Annotated in this window: 13 protein-coding genes and 1 pseudogene; 6 read left to right on the plus strand and 8 right to left on the minus strand. The window is 58.9% G+C overall.

Annotated elements, in window-relative coordinates:
• Positions 1-22: 22 nt before the first annotated feature.
• Positions 23-1,810 (plus strand): heparinase II/III domain-containing protein, encoded by a 1,788-nt coding sequence (locus QSK43_RS13690; protein WP_332303875.1) that lies wholly within the window; start codon positions 23-25, stop codon positions 1,808-1,810.
• A 10-nt stretch (positions 1,811-1,820) separates the two neighbouring features.
• Positions 1,821-2,633 (plus strand): carbohydrate-binding protein, encoded by an 813-nt coding sequence (locus QSK43_RS13695; protein WP_332303876.1) that lies wholly within the window; start codon positions 1,821-1,823, stop codon positions 2,631-2,633.
• An 82-nt stretch (positions 2,634-2,715) separates the two neighbouring features.
• Here QSK43_RS13695 and QSK43_RS13700 read toward each other — a convergent pair whose 3' ends face one another.
• From QSK43_RS13700 to QSK43_RS13730, 7 genes and pseudogenes are all read right to left on the minus strand, one after another.
• Positions 2,716-3,468 (minus strand): FadR/GntR family transcriptional regulator, encoded by a 753-nt coding sequence (locus tag QSK43_RS13700; RefSeq protein ID WP_332303877.1) that lies wholly within the window; start codon positions 3,466-3,468, stop codon positions 2,716-2,718.
• 128 nt (positions 3,469-3,596) lie between these two features.
• Positions 3,597-3,731, minus strand: a pseudogene (locus tag QSK43_RS13705) (LysR family transcriptional regulator); the annotation flags it as partial.
• 6 nt (positions 3,732-3,737) lie between these two features.
• Positions 3,738-5,360 (minus strand): ABC-F family ATP-binding cassette domain-containing protein, encoded by a 1,623-nt coding sequence (locus QSK43_RS13710; protein WP_332303878.1) that lies wholly within the window; start codon positions 5,358-5,360, stop codon positions 3,738-3,740.
• Between the two features lie 163 nt (positions 5,361-5,523).
• Positions 5,524-6,762, minus strand: coding sequence for a vWA domain-containing protein (locus QSK43_RS13715; RefSeq protein ID WP_332303879.1), 1,239 nt, complete (start codon positions 6,760-6,762; stop codon positions 5,524-5,526).
• 168 nt (positions 6,763-6,930) lie between these two features.
• Entirely contained in the window at positions 6,931-7,809 is an 879-nt protein-coding gene (locus QSK43_RS13720; RefSeq protein WP_332303880.1) for a transglutaminase family protein, read from the minus strand.
• A gap of 4 nt (positions 7,810-7,813) precedes the next feature.
• Positions 7,814-10,219: a circularly permuted type 2 ATP-grasp protein gene (locus QSK43_RS13725; RefSeq protein ID WP_442967834.1), complete on the minus strand. Its 2,406-nt coding sequence runs from the start codon at positions 10,217-10,219 to the stop codon at positions 7,814-7,816.
• A gap of 1 nt (position 10,220) precedes the next feature.
• Positions 10,221-13,547: a transglutaminase family protein gene (locus QSK43_RS13730; protein ID WP_332303881.1), complete on the minus strand. Its 3,327-nt coding sequence runs from the start codon at positions 13,545-13,547 to the stop codon at positions 10,221-10,223.
• 71 nt (positions 13,548-13,618) lie between these two features.
• Between QSK43_RS13730 and QSK43_RS13735 the strand changes: the two genes are divergently transcribed.
• Positions 13,619-13,855, plus strand: a complete 237-nt coding sequence (locus QSK43_RS13735; RefSeq protein WP_332303882.1) for a hypothetical protein — start codon at positions 13,619-13,621, stop codon at positions 13,853-13,855.
• A complete protein-coding gene (locus QSK43_RS13740) occupies positions 13,840-15,648 on the plus strand; it encodes an ABC transporter ATP-binding protein/permease (RefSeq protein WP_332303883.1) in 1,809 nt (602 codons plus the stop codon). The genes QSK43_RS13735 and QSK43_RS13740 overlap by 16 nt, the downstream gene beginning before the upstream one ends.
• 42 nt (positions 15,649-15,690) lie before the next feature.
• On the opposite strand, the gene QSK43_RS13745 is transcribed toward QSK43_RS13740, so the two are convergent.
• Positions 15,691-15,885: a hypothetical protein gene (locus tag QSK43_RS13745; RefSeq protein WP_332303884.1), complete on the minus strand. Its 195-nt coding sequence runs from the start codon at positions 15,883-15,885 to the stop codon at positions 15,691-15,693.
• Between the two features lie 172 nt (positions 15,886-16,057).
• Here QSK43_RS13745 and QSK43_RS13750 point away from each other — a divergent pair, with 172 nt between their 5' ends.
• On the plus strand, positions 16,058-16,447 hold the full coding sequence (locus QSK43_RS13750; RefSeq protein WP_332303885.1) for an acyl-CoA thioesterase: 390 nt from the start codon (positions 16,058-16,060) through the stop codon (positions 16,445-16,447).
• 114 nt (positions 16,448-16,561) lie between these two features.
• Positions 16,562-17,749 (plus strand): carboxylate--amine ligase, encoded by a 1,188-nt coding sequence (locus QSK43_RS13755; protein WP_332303886.1) that lies wholly within the window; start codon positions 16,562-16,564, stop codon positions 17,747-17,749.
• Positions 17,750-17,753: the final 4 nt, after the last annotated feature.

The following is a 17,753-nucleotide window of genomic DNA, read 5'->3' on the forward strand; positions in this document are numbered from 1 at the left end:
GAACGCGCGGGAGGTTCAGGGCGTGTTTGTCGAAATGATGCGGTTCCTGCCCGATCGGCTCGCCGATTTCGGTGCGGAGCTGACGGCACAGAAAATACGGTCTTCAGCGCCGGACGCGGTTTCCCGCAGTCTCATTGAGGCGGCGGAGCAGGCCCTTAGCGAACCCTGGCCGCTCATTCTGGCGGGCGATTACCGTGAATATAGCCGGAGCGGCAATCGCGATCGTTTCGAGGGGCTTTATTTTTCCCGGCGCCTGAAACTGAATGCGCTCGTTCTCGGCGAATGCGTCGAGGGGCAGGGCCGTTTTCTGGATGCCATCATCGACGGTTTGTGGCTGATATGCGAGGAAAGCGGCTGGCAATTGCCCGCCCATAATTCCCATATTCGCGGTGGCCCACAAGATCCTCTGCCCGATCCGGCAAATCCGGTGATCGACCTTTTCGCGGCCGAAACCGGCGCCAATCTGGCGCTGTGCCTGCGTCTGCTTGCAACGGAGCTGGAACGGGTAAATATAAATCTCGTTTCGCGTGTTCGCGCCGAGATCGCGCGGCGTATCACGCGGCCTTATCTTGCCCGGCATTTCTGGTGGATGGGCAATGGTGACGAGCGGATGAACAACTGGACGGCCTGGATAAGCCAGAACGTCCTGCTCTCGACCCTGCTGTTGCCTACTGACCAGCCGACGAGACGTTTGGTGGTGGAAAAGGCGCTCAAAAGCCTCGATGCGTTTCAGAAGGATTATGCGGAAGACGGGGCCTGCGAGGAGGGCGTTCTTTATTACGGCCATGCCGCGCTTTGCATGTTCGGGGCGATGAGCATTATCGAGGCTTCCGCCCCCGGCTCCATGGCACCGCTTTTTAATGCGCTGAAACTGCGCAACATGGCCGAGTTCATCCTCAACATGCATGTGCAGGAAGACAGATTCTTCAACTTCGCCGATGCGCCGGCGAAGGTCGAAACATCGGGGGTACGGGAATATCTATTCGGCAAAGCCGTCTCGTCGTTGCCGCTTCAGGCCTTCGCCGCCGCTTGCTGGAACCGCTCACCGGACCGGCTGATGCGGAAAGAGTGGAACCTCTGGTATCGTGTTCAGGCCGTTCTCGTCACACCGGAATTGTCCGCGTTTGTTCCCGCAGAGCCCGCAAAGACCGACATGACCTATCCCGGCATTGGACTGGCGATTGCCCGCGACGGGGTTTTCGATCTTGCCGTAAAGGCGGGCAACAATGGCGAAAGCCACAACCACAACGACGTCGGCAGTTTCATGCTCTATAAAAACGGCCGGCCGTTCATCATTGATGTCGGGGTGGAAACCTACACCGCAAAAACCTTTTCGCCGCAACGCTACGAAATCTGGACGATGCAGTCGGCCTTTCACAATTTACCGACCTTCGGCGGCGTCACGCAGGCCGCCGGGCCTGAGTTTGCTGCGCAGGATTTTGCGGCCGGGTTTTCGGAAAAACAGGCGGAAATTTCCTTCGATATAGCCGGCGCGTACCCCGCCGTTGTGGGTGTGAGGTTTTATCGCCGCCGCGTTCGGCTGTTGCGCGGCAGCCATGTCGAAATCGGCGACGAATATGAAGGCAGTGAGGCGGCAATTCTGTCGCTCATGGTCGCCGAAAAGCCTGTCGTGACACCGGATAGTCTGAACTTTGCGGATTTAGGAGACATCATCTGCGAAGGCGCCGGGCTGCCTGTTGTCGAAGCAATACCGATCAAAGATGCCCGCCTTCGCCAATCCTGGCCGGAGACGATCTACCGCGTTCTCATTCCCTTTGAAGCCAAACGTCTGTGCCTGACGATCAGTTAAGGAAGTGCCGATGAAGCTAACACTCAAGGTCGTCAACGCGGCTGGTGCGATTTTGGCGCAGGCCGGAGCGGAGGACGAGGTTTTTCTCGTTTATCGGGCCGAATATTGCGAGGGTGATCGGCTTGTGGTCGAGATTTCGCAACCTGATCATATCTGGCTTGCCCTCGACGCCGGAATGCCGCCGACACTGGTTTTTTTGCGAAAGACAGAATTTGTCCTGCCGGTTCCTTCCGCCTCAAGGCGAAAATCCTATCCGCCGCAGGCGTTCAGCGGCGCCATTCACCGGATCGCGGTGCGCCGTGCGTTCGCCGGGGAGGTTGGGGTCCGTAGAAACCTAGCCCTGAACCCGTTTGACGACCATGAAAACAGCTCGCTGTTTCCGCACGTCTATGCGAGCACCGAAACGCGCGGAGAGGCCGCCTTTGCGGCCCGCAATGTCATCGATGGTGAAAAGGCCAGCGCCGGCCACGGTTTCTGGCCCTATACCAGCTGGGGCATCAATCGCGATCCCGAAGCTTCATTGACGCTTGTTTTCGGCCGTAAAGTGCTGATCGACCAGCTGACATTTTATCTGCGAGCGGATTTCCCCCATGATGCATGGTGGGAGCAGGCGAGCGTCACCTTTTCCGACGGTGAAAGCGCAAGCTTCGCCTTGCGAAAGACCGGGGCTGCCCAGACCTTCCCTGTCGCGCCGCGCCAGGTGGAATGGATCCGCTTGCATGATCTTAAAAAAGCAGACGATCCCTCGCCCTTTCCCGCGCTGACACAAATCGAGGTATGGGGCGCGGATTTGCGCGAAACTCTTCAGAGCACGTCCGGTTAAACGGAAACGCCGGACGCACTCCATATCCTGGTTTTCGCATTTTCCGGACGTAAAACCGCTACGCAATTCCACTGGGCATGCTCTAGCTGTGCGCGATGCCCCGCAGGTCGCGCATCATGTCGCGGTAGCGGTGCTGGCTGCCGCGCAAATGCGCCTGCATCGCCAGTTTGGCGTCCTGTTCATTTCTGTCAGATATGGCGATGACGATCGCTTCATGCTCCTTGTGGATCAGCCGTCTGTAGGCCGTCTGGTCGTTTTCCGCGGTTTCGGAAACCACGCGGGATTGCGGGATGACGGCCTGGCCGTGCAACTCGAGGAATTGCGTAAAAAGCGGATTGTTGGTCGCGGCCGCTACGGCGAGATGAAGAGCCAGATCAGCCTCGCGAATGGACCGGTTCTGCTCAATACATTCGAGAAGCCGGGCATGACAGTCGAAAATCGCCTCTTCTTGCGATGGCGAGCGGCGAAGAGCGGCGAGGCCAGCCGCCTCGATCTCAAGCGGTGTTCTGATTTCCAGAACTTCCAGATCGGAAGATAGCCGGGCGCGATCGATACCGGGAGCGGACGAGATTTCCTTCTCGCGCCTCAGCACGAAGATACCCGCCCCCTGGCGAACCTCCACCAGCCCGTCGCAGCGCAGACCCGTGACCGCCTCGCGCACGACCGTGCGGCTGACGCCATGCGTTTCCGTCATCTCGATTTCGCTCGGCAGCCGGTCGCCGGGTCCGTATTGCCCTGAGGCAATCGCGTTTCTCAGACTCAGACTGACCTGGCTGACCAGAGAACCGGAAGATTTATTGCGCTGCTTTTGCTGTTCAGGCACGTGGGTCACCATGCATTAAAATCGAGGCAGGGCGCGATGCCCATGAAATATGTATGATGAATTTCAACGAAACTCAATGATCATACCAATTTTACCTTTGGTGATCGCATCTCTTGCCGGATCGCGCGCACTCTTTGCCAAGCGATACGCGCCCGAAGCCCGGCTTCGCTGAAAAACTTGATCGTCAGGTCATGGCTGTGCGGTCTCGAGTGGCGTTCCGAAACGATCAACGGCTCGTCAGCAAGTTCCCTGATGCGCAGGCTTTCGGTGCGCGCGTCGTGTTAGCTGCGCAGGCCGGGTGCTTCCTGTCCGGTGCTTTCCACATATTCCGTGTATCCGCCGCCAAATTGGTGGATGCCATCCGGTGTCAGTTCCAGCACCCGGTTTGAAAGGGCGGCCAGAAAATGGCGATCGTGGGAAACGAACAGCATCGTGCCTTCATATTCCGACAGGGCCTTGATCAGCATTTCCTTGGTGTCGAGGTCGAGATGGTTCGTCGGCTCGTCCAGAACCAGGAAATTCGGCGGGTCGAACAGCATGGCGGCCATGACGAGACGGGCTTTTTCACCGCCGGAAAGAACGCGGCAGCGTTTTTCCACATCGTCGCCGGAAAAACCGAAACAGCCGGAAAGGGCACGCAGCGGCGCCTGGCCGGCTTTCGGAAAACGCTCCTCCAGCCATTCGAGAATGGTGCTGTCACCATCCAGAACATCCATGGCGTGCTGGGCGAAATAACCGAGCTTGACGCTGGCGCCGAGCGTCACGTTGCCGGAGTCCGGCGTGGTTGTGCCGGTCACCAGTTTCAGCAATGTCGATTTTCCAGCACCGTTGACGCCCATGATGCACCAGCGTTCCTTGCGCCGCACCATGAAATCCAGCTCACCGTAGATCGTGCGGCTGCCATAGGCCTTGTTCACTTTCTTCAGCGCAACGACATCCTCGCCCGATCTGGGCGCCGGCGCGAATTCGAAAGCAACGGTCTGGCGCCGCTTGGGCGGCTCGACGCGGTCGATCTTCTCGAGTTTCTTGACGCGGCTCTGCACCTGCGAAGCGTGCGATGCGCGCGCCTTGAAGCGTTCGATGAATTTGATTTCCTTGGCGAGCATCGCCTGCTGGCGCTCGAATTGCGCCTGCTGCTGCTTTTCATTCTGCGCCCGCTGCTGTTCGTAAAAGCCGTAGTCGCCGGAGTAGGTGTTGAGGCTGCCGCCATCGATTTCGATGATCTTCGTCACGATGCGGTTCATGAATTCCCGGTCATGCGCGGTCATTAAAAGCGCGCCGTCATAGGTCTTCAGAAAATCCTCGAGCCAGATCAGGCTTTCGAGATCGAGATGGTTCGATGGTTCGTCGAGCAGCATCACGTCCGGGCGCATCAAAAGAATACGGGCGAGCGCCACGCGCATTTTCCAGCCGCCGGAAAGTTTGGCGACGTCGCCGTCCATCATTTCCTGGCTGAAGCTCAGTCCGGCCAGAACTTCGCGCGCGCGGCCCTCAAGCGCGTAGCCGTCCAGCTCTTCATAACGCGCCTGTACTTCGCCATAACGCTCGATGATGGCATCCATTTCGTCCATCCGGTCGGGATCGGACATGGCGGCTTCCAGCTGCCGCAGTTCGGCTGCCACCTCGCTGACCGGGCCAGCACCTTCCATGACTTCGGCCACGGCGGAGCGGCCGGACATCTCGCCGACATCCTGATTGAAGTAACCGACCGTCATGCCCTTTTCGACGACGACCTGTCCCTCATCGGGTTGCTCCTCGCCGGTGATCATCCGGAACAGCGTGGTCTTGCCGGAGCCGTTCGGGCCGACAAGACCGATCTTCTCGCCGCGATTGAGCGCGGCGGAGGCCTCGATGTAGAGAATGCGGTGACTGTTCGACTTGCTGATATTTTCAATACGGATCATGACGGGGCCTGTGAATGGGAGCGGCCCTCCTATGCCACGGGCCGCCGCCGCTGTCACCTGCCGCGCACGCCTTGTCAGCCATGCAACGGGGCAAGGTCGCTCCGGAAACATCGCGCCCCGGAAGCGCGGTCGTTTCCGTGGGGCGCGCTTGCCTGATTTTCCGTCAATTGGTCAGTGTTGCTATGCTGCCGGCGGCCTTGCGGGCGATTTCGCCGAAGGCGGTGACGATCTGCTCCATGTTTTCAGGCGCGTAATAATTGTCGACGCTGGATGCGCAATGTTGCAGCAGCGACTTACCCTTGTCCGGCGCCATGAAGGCGACGCTGAAAATCTTGATACCGTCTTTCTTGGCCGCATCGCAGGTATTGCGCACCGTCTGGTCGATGTTGTAATTCCAGGAGGCGCTATTCCCCGTCATCTCGCCGTCCGTCATGAGAACGATGTAGCGCTCGAAAGATTCGCTTTCCTTGTCCTTATGGGCCTTTGCTTCAGCGGGATTCGTCTTTTTGAGGGCGTTATAGGCGGCGTTCAGGCCGCTGGTGGCGTCGGTGCCACCAGAGGGAAACTCCGGAATCTGTTTATCGACATAGCTGACAACGCCGCTCGTTCCCCAATTGATGGCCTGAGCCGGATAGGCCTCATGCGTGTAGACCGAGGCACCTGTTCGAACCAGTTCGGAACCGCCGCTGGCGGTATAGGTCGGGTCGGCCTTGTTCAATGTGGCGACGAGAAATCCGACTGCGGTTTTGAGCGATATGGCCTTGTTGACGTAACAGGGCGATGTCTGTTTGAGACTGGGATAGCTACTCCAGTTGTTTGCCGTATAGTTCTGACACGACGTTTTTTTGGTATCGACTGTATCTGTTTTGAAGGACATCGAGCCCGAGCGGTCGAGCACCAGATACATGGAGATCGGCGCGCCCTTGTTGACGGTGCTCACTGCGGTACCGGTCGCCGCGATGTCGAGTGTTTTTGGTCCGATGAACCCCAGCAGCGGATTGAGCTTCATCTGATAGTTGATCGTCGTCTCAATAGTGTAAGTCTTGCCGCGTGCATTTTCCGTCGAGCCAATATTGATTGGGGAGTTTTTCTCGAGTTCCTTCTTCTCTTCCTCCGTCAGGTTCTTTTCCATCTGGCTGACGATGAAGGCTTTGGCGGTCTCCTTGATCTGTTCGTCGGTCAGCTCGCCTTTTTTCAAACGGGCTTCGGTCGCCGCCGCAAGGGCTGCAGAATCTGCCGTATTCTGCAGGTCTGCTTTCACCTGCATCACATTGGCCAGTTCTATGCCGGCGCCTGCGACACCCAATAATACCGGCAACAGGATTGCAGTCATCATGCCGAAATTGCCGCTCGTGTCGGCAAGGAAACGGCGCTTCAGTTTTTGGGGTGCGGAGGCAGTCATAGGGGTGCTCAACAATTAGAATATTCGGTTGAGCGCAGGAAACCTACAAACGATGTAAAATCCGCTAATACAAACGGTTAAATTTTATATGGCGTTCAAATTGGCGCAGTTTTCCAAGTATTTTCAAGAATTATTTCGGATGGGGTCGGAATAATACATCGCGTGTCATTATTGGACGGGGATGACGTCGACAGCCTGTTTTATCTGCTGGTTACCGTAGCTCTTCAAAACGCCGATCACCGGCGCGACATCGGAATAATCCCGGCCATAACCAACGACGATATGGTCGCTTCCAGCCGCAATATCATTGGTGGGGTCGAGCTCCAGATAACCGGCCGCCTCGCCACACCAGATGCGAACCCAGGCATGCATCGCATCGGCACCTTCCAGACGCTCCTTGCCCGGTGGAGGAATGGTGCGCAGGAAGCCGCTGACGTAACCGGCGGGGATGCCGAGGCTACGCAACGCCATGATCATGATATGCGAAAAATCCTGACACACGCCGCGTTTCAGCTTGAAGGCTTCCGATGGCGTCGTATCCACGGTCGTTGCCTCACCGTCATAGGTGAAGTCCCTGTGGATGCGTTTGCATATCGAGAGCGCGATTTCACGAATGGTCATTCCGGGTTTCAATACTTCCCGCGCGTAGGCCGAGATTGCCGCATCCGTCCCTAGTCTCGGACTGGTGCCGATGAAGTGGTGCGGCGACTGGAAATCGATCGACCAGACGTCGGCAAGGCCCTGTGGCAGGCGTGAAAGTTCCGGTGAAAAATCAGCCGTCAGCGCCGGCGCCTCCACCATCACACGCGCCTGCATGCGGATATCCAGCTTTTCGTGCGGCGCGCGCAGATGCACTGATGTGGCCGATTGATGAAAGAAATCCGTAAAGACGGCACGTTCTTCCGGCACCGGCGAAACATCGATGGAACCGGCAACGAGCCGCTGCCGGCCAGGGATCGACAGGGGCAGGACACGGATAATGTGGCGTGCGCCGTGGGCCAGCGTGTCGTAGGTATAACCCATATGCAGGGAAAGATCATAAAGCATCAGGTTATCCGAGATAAGTCCGGGCCAGAACATCGGAAAGATGCTCCATGTCCGTTTCGAGCTGGCGATATATCGCGCCGTTCATGTTCTCTGGCGTCATGACGGCAAGACCGGAATGCAGCCGCATCGCCTCGCGGTAAAAGGGCGACATCTGGCCGTTCACAAAGGCGTTCGGAAGCTGCTCCACCTCGGTGCGGATCTCGTTCAACTGGAACAGGATCGACCGTGGATTGAGCGGATCGAGCGCCAGAAGATCGGTGACGGTCAGACCGGCCGTGCTGACATTGTAACGGCGGCGATGGGTCATGACGCTGTCGCCGATTTCCAGCAGCATATCATAGGAGCCATCCGGTGCATCCGGTCCCGTCATATGGCCGAGAAGCCGCGTCATATGCAGGCCGCGTTCGAGATAGCGACCGATCGACAGGAAACGCCAGCCGGTGAACCGGTACATGTTTTCGTGCACGAGACCGGCAAAGCCCGCAAGCTTGCGCAGGAGGATCGTCATGGCATGGGTTGCGTCGTCGCCGGGCGAGACCTTTGCGTGGAACCGGCGGGCGGTCTTGGCAAGATCGTTCAGCGCCAGCCATCCATCCGGCGAAAAGCGGTCGCGTATGTTGCTGGCGGAATAAAGCGCGCTGTTGATATTGTTCAGCAGGCTTTCCGGCACGGCATCGTTCATCTCCACATCCAGCGCTTCGAGATAACGCGTCACATGCGCAAGCAGGGGCTGGCGTGGGTCGGCGGATTCGGCATAACGCCCGTGCCAGGCGCGCAGGATGCGCAATGCGCCTTCCGAACGTTCGATATAACGGCCGAGCCAAAAGAGGTTATCCGCAGCCCGGCTGGGCAGGCTGCCCGGCATATTGCGGGTGAAGCTTTCTTCCGCCGGCAAAAGCGTGGTGCGTTCCACCGGCTTGTCGCTGACGATCCAGACATCCGCAGCGCTGCCGCCTGATTGCATAGCGATGGCGGAGACATCGTTGCTGCTGCCGATCCGCGCAAAGCCGCCGGGCATGATCTGCCAGCCATCCTGTGTGCGTGCGGCAAAAACGCGAAGGCTCATCGGGCGCGGCACGAGCTTGTTGTCGATATAGGCCGGGGTTGTGGAGAGTGTTACCACCTCCTGGCCCACCAGCCTGTAGCCATCGGAGGCAAGCCAGTCGCTGATCGATTCCTTCGCTGTTTCGCGCAGGGACGATCCGAGCACGGACTGACCGTTGTCTTCGAAGAAAGGAAGCCGGGAATAGGCCGGGCCGATAACCATGCCTTCGATATTGCTGGCGACATGGCGGCGTTCCGATTCCTGCCCGCACCACCAGGTCGCGATCGACGGCAGTTTCAAATCTTCGCCAAGCAGGTGACGGCAGACGCGCGGCATGAAGGAAAGCAAGGCCCGCGTCTCGAGAATGCCGGTGCCGAGCGCGTTGACGATTGTCAGTGCTTCGTTGCGCAGCGCCTGCACCATGCCGGGCGTGCCGATGTGGGATTGCTGATTCAGTTCCAGCGGATCGGAATAGGAGGCGTCGAGACGGCGCCAGAGCACGCCGATCGGCTTCAGCCCGGCCACGGTTCTCACCATCACGCGGCCGTTGAGGACGGTCAGATCCTCGCCCTCGAGCAGCATGAAGCCGAGATAACGGGCGATATAGGCGTGTTCGAAATAGGTTTCGTTGGCAGGCCCTGGCGTCAGCACCGCGATGCGGTCATCCGGGTGCTTTCTGTGCGCCTGTAACGTGTCGCGGAAAGCGCCAAAAAACGAAGCGAGACGGTGAACATGGGTTTCCGCATAGATGTCGGAAAGCGCGCGCGTGGTCGCCACCCGGTTTTCGAGGGCAAAACCCGCGCCGGAAGGCGCCTGCGTCCTGTCGGCCAGCACCCACCAGTTACCATCAGGTCCACGTCCGATCTCGAAAGAGCAGAAATGCAGATAATGACCGCTTGCCGGTTTTACCCCGACCATCGGCCGCAAATATTCGGGATTGGAGGCGATCAGCGCTGGTGGAACATAGCCTTCCTTCACCAGCCGGTTTTCACCGTAAAAATCGGCGACCATGGCTTCCAGAAGATTGGCGCGCTGTTTCAGCCCCTCGGAAAGAACCGCCCACTCCTTGTCGTCGATCAGCACGGGAATATGGGAGATCGGCCAGTTTCTTTCGCTGCTGCCCTTGGCGTAATCGCGATAGAACACGCCCGCATCGCGCAGATAGCGGTCGGTGCGGGCAAAGCGTTCGTGTAATTCGCGTTCCGACATGCGCGAAAGAGCACCGAGCAGGTGTTTCCAGACTGGTCTTACCTTGCCGTTGGTGTCGAGCATTTCGTCGGCGACGCCAGGCAAGGGGGAATAATCAAGCCCGCGCGGTTGCGCGCCCGTTTCCCTCTTGCGTTCCGTTGCCGGGGCTTTGGACAATTTACACTCCGTGTGGCCGGCGCAGATCGAGCGTCAGCGGAAATTCTGGCGACACGGTTTCCGCCATCAGCGGATATTGCCCGGCCGTATGTCCCCATGGTTCGAAACGGGCGAGGCGGCGTGCCTCGGCTTCGTTGCCGTTGACGGGAAATGTCTCGTAATTGCGCCCGCCCGGATGAGCAACATGGTAGATGCATCCGCCGATCGATCGTCCCGACCATGTATCATAAATGTCAAAGGTCAAGGGTGAGTTGACCGGCAGCACGGGATGCAGGCCGGCGGAAGGCTGCCATGCCTTGAAGCGAACCCCCGCAACCGCAACGCTGCGGTTTTCCGTCGCGGTCAGCGGAACCGCACGCCCATTGCACGTCACGGCGTAACGGGAAGGGTTGGAGGTCTCGAGGCGCACCTGCATGCGCTCGACGGAGCTATCGACATAACGCACGGTTCCGCCGATGGCACCCTGTTCACCCATTACGTGCCAGGGTTCCAGCGCCTGCCGCAACTCCAGCTTCGCACCCTCATACTCCACCTCACCAAAGAACGGGAACCGGAACTCCTGCTGGGCGGTGAACCACTCCGGCTTCACGTCGAAGCCGTTTTCTTTGAGGTCCCCAAGCACGTCCATGAAGTCGGCCCAGATATAGTGCGGCAGCATGAAACGGTCTGCAAGCGCCGTACCCCAGCGCACGAATTTTCCGGCGGCAGGGCTTTTCCAGAAACGGGCGATGAGGGCGCGCACCAGTAATTGCTGGGCGAGCGACATGCGGGCATTCGGCGGCATCTCAAAACCGCGGAACTCCACGAGGCCAAGGCGGCCTGTCGGCCCATCCGGCGAAAACAGCTTGTCGATGCAGATTTCGGCGCGGTGGGTATTGCCCGTCACATCCGTAAGCAGGTTGCGGAACAGGCGGTCGACCAACCAAGGCAGCGGCGGCACGCCTTCACCGGGGGTAGGAACCTGCGCGAGCGCGATTTCCAGCTCATAGAGACTGTCGTGGCGGGCTTCGTCGATGCGTGGCGCCTGACTTGTCGGGCCGATGAACAGGCCGGAGAACAGGTAGGAGAGCGACGGGTGCCGCTGCCAGTGCAAGACAAGGCTTTTCAGAAGATCGGGCCGGCGCAGGAAAGGGCTGTCATTGGGGTTGGCGCCACCCACGACCACATGGTTGCCGCCGCCGGTGCCGGTGTGGCGGCCGTCGATCATGAACTTGTCGGCGCCGAGGCGCGTCTGGCGCGCTTCTTCATAGACGGCCGAGGTGATATCGACGCAATCCTTCCAGCTTGCGGCCGGGTGGATATTGACCTCGATGACCCCGGGGTCGGGTGCGACGCGGATGACATTGATGCGCTCGTCATGCGGCGGGCCATAGCCTTCGATATGGACGGGCAGCCCTAGATCGGCTGCCGCCGCTTCCGCCGCCGCGATCAGTTCGAGATAGTCCTCAATGCGCTCGACCGGCGGCATGAAAACGCAGAGCCGTCCGTCGCGCGGTTCCACCGACATTGCGGTGCGCACCGCGCCGCCGATTTCTCCCAGCGTCTGTTCGATGCGTTCCTGCCCGGAGGCCTCATCGACGTGGAAAGAAGCTTCCGGCATGGTGCGCCCAGAGGGCTTGAAATTGTCGGGAAGCGGCCCCCTCGGGATCGAAGGGTCGGCCTCGTGAATATAGGGATAGGCGGATGGCGGCACGTGGGGCAGGGTGCCGAGCGGCAGGCGGTAACCGACCGGGCTGTCGCCCGGGACGAGGAAGATCTTGCCGCGCCGCGTATTCCATTTCTCGCTGACCCAGCCTTTGCCATCGGCCTTGGCGTTCCACGCCTGCACCGGAAGAATATAGCCCGTCGGGGTCGTCAATCCGCGTTCGAACACGCGGGCAATACGGTTTCGCTCTTCGGGGTCTTTCAGTTTCGAATTGGACGGATCGACATTGTCGGGAAGGCTACCTTCCTTGATGATCCATTCGGCCGGATCCTCATAGGCCGGAAGTACCAGATCCGGTTCCACGCCAAGATGAGTGGCGATGCCGCTCAGCAGTTTCTGCGCGTCCTGCGCCTCGACGCCGGTATTTGCGTCTTCTTCGGCGATCAGCGCCGGGTTTTGCCAGATCGGCAGTCCGTCTTTGCGCCAGTAAAGCGAAAAGGTCCAGCGCGGCAGGCTCTCGCCCGGATACCATTTTCCCTGTCCGTAATGCAAAAAGCCGCCAGGGGCGAAACGTTCGCGCAGTCGGCGGATCAAAGCATCCGCCTTTTCACGTTTCGTCGGTCCAACCGCGTCGGTATTCCATTCTTCAGACTCGAAATCGTCAATGGAAACGAATGTCGGCTCGCCGCCCATGGTCAGCCGCACGTCATGGGCGTTCAGGACCTGATCGACCTGTTTGCCGAGCGTGTTGAGGCTCTCCCAGCTCTCATCGGAAAAGGGCTTGGTGATGCGCGGAGTTTCGGCAACGCGCCGGACCTGCATGTCGAAAGCGAATTCCGTATTGGCCTCGCCGAAATAACCGCCGGAAATCGGTGCGGCATTGCGGAAATGCGGCGTTGCCGCCAGCGGAATATGGCTCTCGCCGGTCAAAAGCCCCGAAGTAGGATCGAGACCGATCCAGCCCGCGCCCGGCATGTAGACCTCGGCCCAGGCATGCAGATCGGTGAAATCCACCTCCGTTCCTGACGGGCCGTCCAGCGCCTTGAGATCGGGCGTCAGCTGGATCAGGTATCCCGATACGAAACGCGCGGCAAGGCCGAGATGTCTGAGGATCTGGACGAACAGCCAGCTGCTGTCACGGCACGATCCCCTGCCGGAAGCCAGCGTTTCTTCCGGGGTCTGAACCCCCGGCTCCATGCGGATGACGTAACCGATTTCCTGTTGCAGACGGGCGTTGAGCCCCACGACCATATCGACCGTCGGCTGTCCGGGCGTGTGGTCGACCGTGGCCATGAAGGCGGAAAGCAGGGGGCCGGTCGGTTCCGGTTTCATGTAGATGGACAGATCTTCCTGTAACTCCTGCGGATAGTCGAACGGCCATTTGGTCGCTTCTTCCTCCACGAAGAAATCGAACGGATTGTAAACCGTCATATCGGCGACAAGATCGACCTCGATCTTAAATTCCGTAGCCGGCTCGGGAAAAACGAAACGGGCGAGGTAATTGCCGTAAGGATCCTGTTGAAGGTTCACGAAATGATTGGAAGGGGAAACCTTGAGCGAATGGCTGATGACGTGGGTTCTGGAGTGGGAGGCGGGCTTCAATCTTATGATTTGCGGTCCAAGGCGAACCGGATTGTCGTATTTATAATGCGTCAGATGATAGATGCTCGCTTTGATCGCCATTAATCTGCCTTGCCCGGTTTTCCGGTTTATGCGGTTTGTCCGCCCCTCTGAAATTATTCGGATTTTGTGCAATGCAGGAAAAGAAAGCAAGGATCATTTCCCGGGGCAATCGCATTGTTGGTAGAGGCCGCGATGTTTGCCCGCAGGAAGAATCGCCGGGGCTTTTAAATCGCCGCCGTCAGGATTTCGCCGGGGTTGTGGACAAGGTCGAACGGCGTGTTATTGCTTGGCATCGCAAAGCGCAGGATCGCGAACCGCTTTCTTTGCCGACTGACGTTTCGGAATGGACTGAATGGCAACAACGGTGACCGACGATCAGCGCAAGAGCGCGGCTAACCTTTCGGGCTTCGATCTCGATTTTCGTGCGCAGCTGCGCATGATGGGCAATGCCTTCTGGACGTCACCGGTGCGCAACCGGCTGATATTGCTGTCGATCGCCCTGCTCGCCGTGATATTGCTCACCGCCTATGGCCAGATCAGGCTCAACGAATGGAACGCGCCGTTTTACAACGCGCTGGAACGGCGCGACCTTGGCGCCTTCCTCCATCAGCTTGAGGTCTTCGCGATCATTGCCGGGCTGTTACTTCTTCTCAACGTCATCCAGACATGGCTGAACCAGATGACGGCGCTGAACATGCGCGAGGGTCTTGCCAAGGATATGGTGGACCAGTGGCTGAAACCGGGCCGCGCCGCCCGTCTTGCCGGTTTCGGCACCATCGCGATCAACCCGGACCAACGTTTGCACGATGATGTTCGCAATCTTGCGGAAAGCAGCACGGCGCTTTCCATTGGCCTTGTAAATGCGACGATCCTGCTCATCAGCTTCATCGGCGTTCTCTGGAGCCTGTCGGCGGGCTTTTCCATTACGATCAACGGCGATCCCGTGCCCATTCCGGGATACATGGTCTGGGCGGCGATCTTTTATGCAGGCTCGGCATCGCTGCTCAGTAACCTTGTCGGCTACCGTCTGGTCGGGCTGAATGCAGAACGTTATTCGAAAGAGGCTGAACTGCGCTTTTCCCTGATGCGCGCCAGCGAAAATCTGGCGGCGATTGCGCTCGCGCGTGGTGAAAAAAACGAGAGGCGGCGGATCGGCGTCGATATCGATGCGGTGCTCGGTGTGATCCGCGGCCTTGCCATGGCGATGACGCATCTGACGTGGGTTTCGTCGGGCTACGGGTGGCTGGCGGTCGTCGCGCCCATTCTGATTGCCGCGCCGGTTTATTTTTCCGGCAACCTCACCTTCGGCGGGCTGATGATGGCTGTCGGGGCTTTCAACCAGGTCAATACGGCGCTGCGCTGGTATATCGACAATTTCGGGCCGATCGCCAGCTGGAAGGCGACGTTGCAGCGTGTTTCGGTGTTCCGCAACGCCCTGATCCAGATGGACAGTGTCGAACAGCATGGTCTGGCGATCGATCTTCAACGAAGCACGCAGAATGATAAAATCCGCCTCCAGTCGGTGACGATCTGCCGTGATGCCGGTGGGCAGGATCTGGAACGGGGTTTCCGGTTGCGCGAGACCGATGTTGAAATCGGACCCGGCGATCGTCTCATGGTCAATGGTGAGCAGGGCGTGAACCGGCGGCTGCTCTTTGCTGCCATGGCGGGCCTGTGGCCCTGGGGGCAGGGCCGAATAGAAATGCCCGAACAGTCCGATACGCTTTTCATCGCCCAGCACGGCTATCTGCCGACGGGGACGCTACGCGAAGTTCTGGCCTATCCGCGCGCACCCCAGCGGTTCGCGGAGGAGGACTACGTTGCGGCGCTTACCGCATGCGGGCTCGGTGAGATGGCATCCCGGCTTGATGAAAACATCCGCTGGGACAAGAAGCTGGATTCGGATGAGCAGGCCAGCCTCAGGATCGCCAATGCATTGTTGCTGAAGCCGAAATTCATCGTCATCGACGATTTGCTGGAAGGGCTGGAAAAACAGACGCAGGATACGCTGGCCGAGGTTCTGCGGGGGATCGAAGACGTGGCCATCATCTATATAGGCAGGTCAGAGACATTTCTGTCGGTTCTTTCCCCGGCTGTGGCCCATCTGGATCTCGCCTTTACGAAGGAAAATGCAGCGAAGCCGGATATCGCTCGGCAATAAGCGGCCGCCGGGCTGTGCGGCCCGTTGGCCCTATCGTGCGGATCAAAGCCGCAAATGCCATTGTTCCGAGTTGAGCCGCTGCTGTTTGGCAAGGCTTACGGTGCCGCCCGGTCCTTCCTGCGAACGAAGGGCAAGGGTGCCTGTTGCCAGACTGATGGCGACGACGCTGGCGACCGCGACAACGATACGGTCATAGCGCTGCTGTATCGTGTTGTTTCCACTCCAGTCATAAGCCATTTGCGCGCCCCGCGTTTTTTGGAATCGTGCCCCATCATGGTTAACCGAAGCTTACGGTGACGTCGTGATTCCTTGCTGTTTTGGAAAGGCTGCCGCGAAAAATCAGCTATTGGCTGATGGGACGTGGTTGTTTAAATCCGGCGGCGGGAGGTTCTTGAAAGGAATTTGAGACATGGATCAGCAACCGCCCACCAATATGGAACTCACGCTCAGAACGCTTGCCATGCCGGCGGACGCCAATCCGGCCGGTGATATTTTCGGCGGTTGGGTCATGTCGCAGATGGACCTTGCGGCCTTCGTCCGCGCCAATGATGTGGCGGGCGGGCGTACCGTTACCGTGGCGGTTCATGAGATCGTCTTCAAGAAACCGGTCAAGATCGGCGATACATTGTGCGTCTACACCAGGATCGAAAAGGTCGGCCGCACCTCCGTCACGCTCAAGATTGAGGCCTGGACCCGCAGGCATTATCAGGATTCCCGGGAAAAGGTCACGGAGGCCGTCTTCATCATGGTCGCTGTGGACGACAAGGGTGAGCCGCGTCCTGTTCGCAAAGAAGTGTGAAGCAACACTCCCGCCGTTCCGTTCATTGATCGCCAGACGCCCAATAATTGAGAAATATCCAATTTATTTATCAATTTTTGCGATCAAGGTATGGAATAGGGCGGGGATCAGGCTGTGACCATTCCAGGTGTTGTTATTGTTGGTGGCGCTCACGGCACGCTTGCCCTTGCCCGCAGCCTTGGCGCCCTTGATGTGCCTGTGCGCTATCTCACCCATGATTCACCCTTGCCGGGCTGGTCGCGTTTCGTTCGGGAAACGATCCGCTGGCCGGGGCCGCATGATGCCGGGGCTTTGGCGTTTTTGCGCGAGATGGCGGGGAAACATCATCTGAAAGGTTGCCTTCTGGTGCCATCGGGGGATGGTGAGGTTCAACTTGTTTCGCAACATCGCGATGAGCTTTCCGCCCTTTACGAGATCGTCCTGCCGGATTGGGCCTCTCTGCAATGGATCTGCGAGAAACCGCTGCTTTACAAACGCGCCGCGGAGCTTGGCGTCAGTTTTCCCCGGACATATGCGCTGACATCGACCGCTGACATCGATGGGCTGGAGGTGAGGTTTCCCGTTATCCTCAAGCCGAATATGGGTGGCGGCGACACCGTGATCTCCCGGGCGAAGGTTATCCGCGCCGATGACAGGCAGACGCTGAAAGCGGCCTTTGCCGAGGCGAGCGGCGAGATCGGTGCGGGCAATGTCGTGGTACAGGAACTCATTCCCGGCGGAGGAGAAAGCCAGTTTTCCTATGCGGCGCTCTGGCGGAACGGCGAACCGGTTGCCGAATTCACCGCCCGGCGTGCACGCCAATATCCTGTCGATTTCGGTTATACCAGCACCTGTGTCGAGGTGGTCGACAACCGGCAAGCGATCGATGCGGCCCGGAAAATATTGAAATCCGTTGGCCACAGCGGGCTTGTCGAGGTGGAATTCAAGCGCGATGGCAGGGATGGATCGCTGAAACTTCTCGATGTCAATCCACGCCCATGGTCATGGTTCGGCCTGTGTTCGGCCGCCGGCATCGATCTCGGTGCGCTGCTGTGGCAGGTTGCCAATGACATGCCGACCGGTCAGACCTTCGATGCACGGCAAGGCGTTTCCTGGTCCTATCTTGTCCGCGATGCCATTGCTGCGTTCACATTGAACCGGCGGGGGCAGGGGGACATCGGCAATTATTTCGCCTCTCTGCGCAAAATCCGCAGCTGGGCCGCTTTTGCACCGAACGATCCCTTGCCGGGCCTGATCGACCTGCCGCTCACGGTCTGGAGAGTTATCAAAAAACGGGTTCTGCCCGGTCTGAAGTCACGGTAGTCGG

Source organism: Rhizobium sp. GR12, from assembly GCF_036596185.1.
GTDB classification, from domain to species: domain Bacteria; phylum Pseudomonadota; class Alphaproteobacteria; order Rhizobiales; family Rhizobiaceae; genus Agrobacterium; species Agrobacterium nepotum.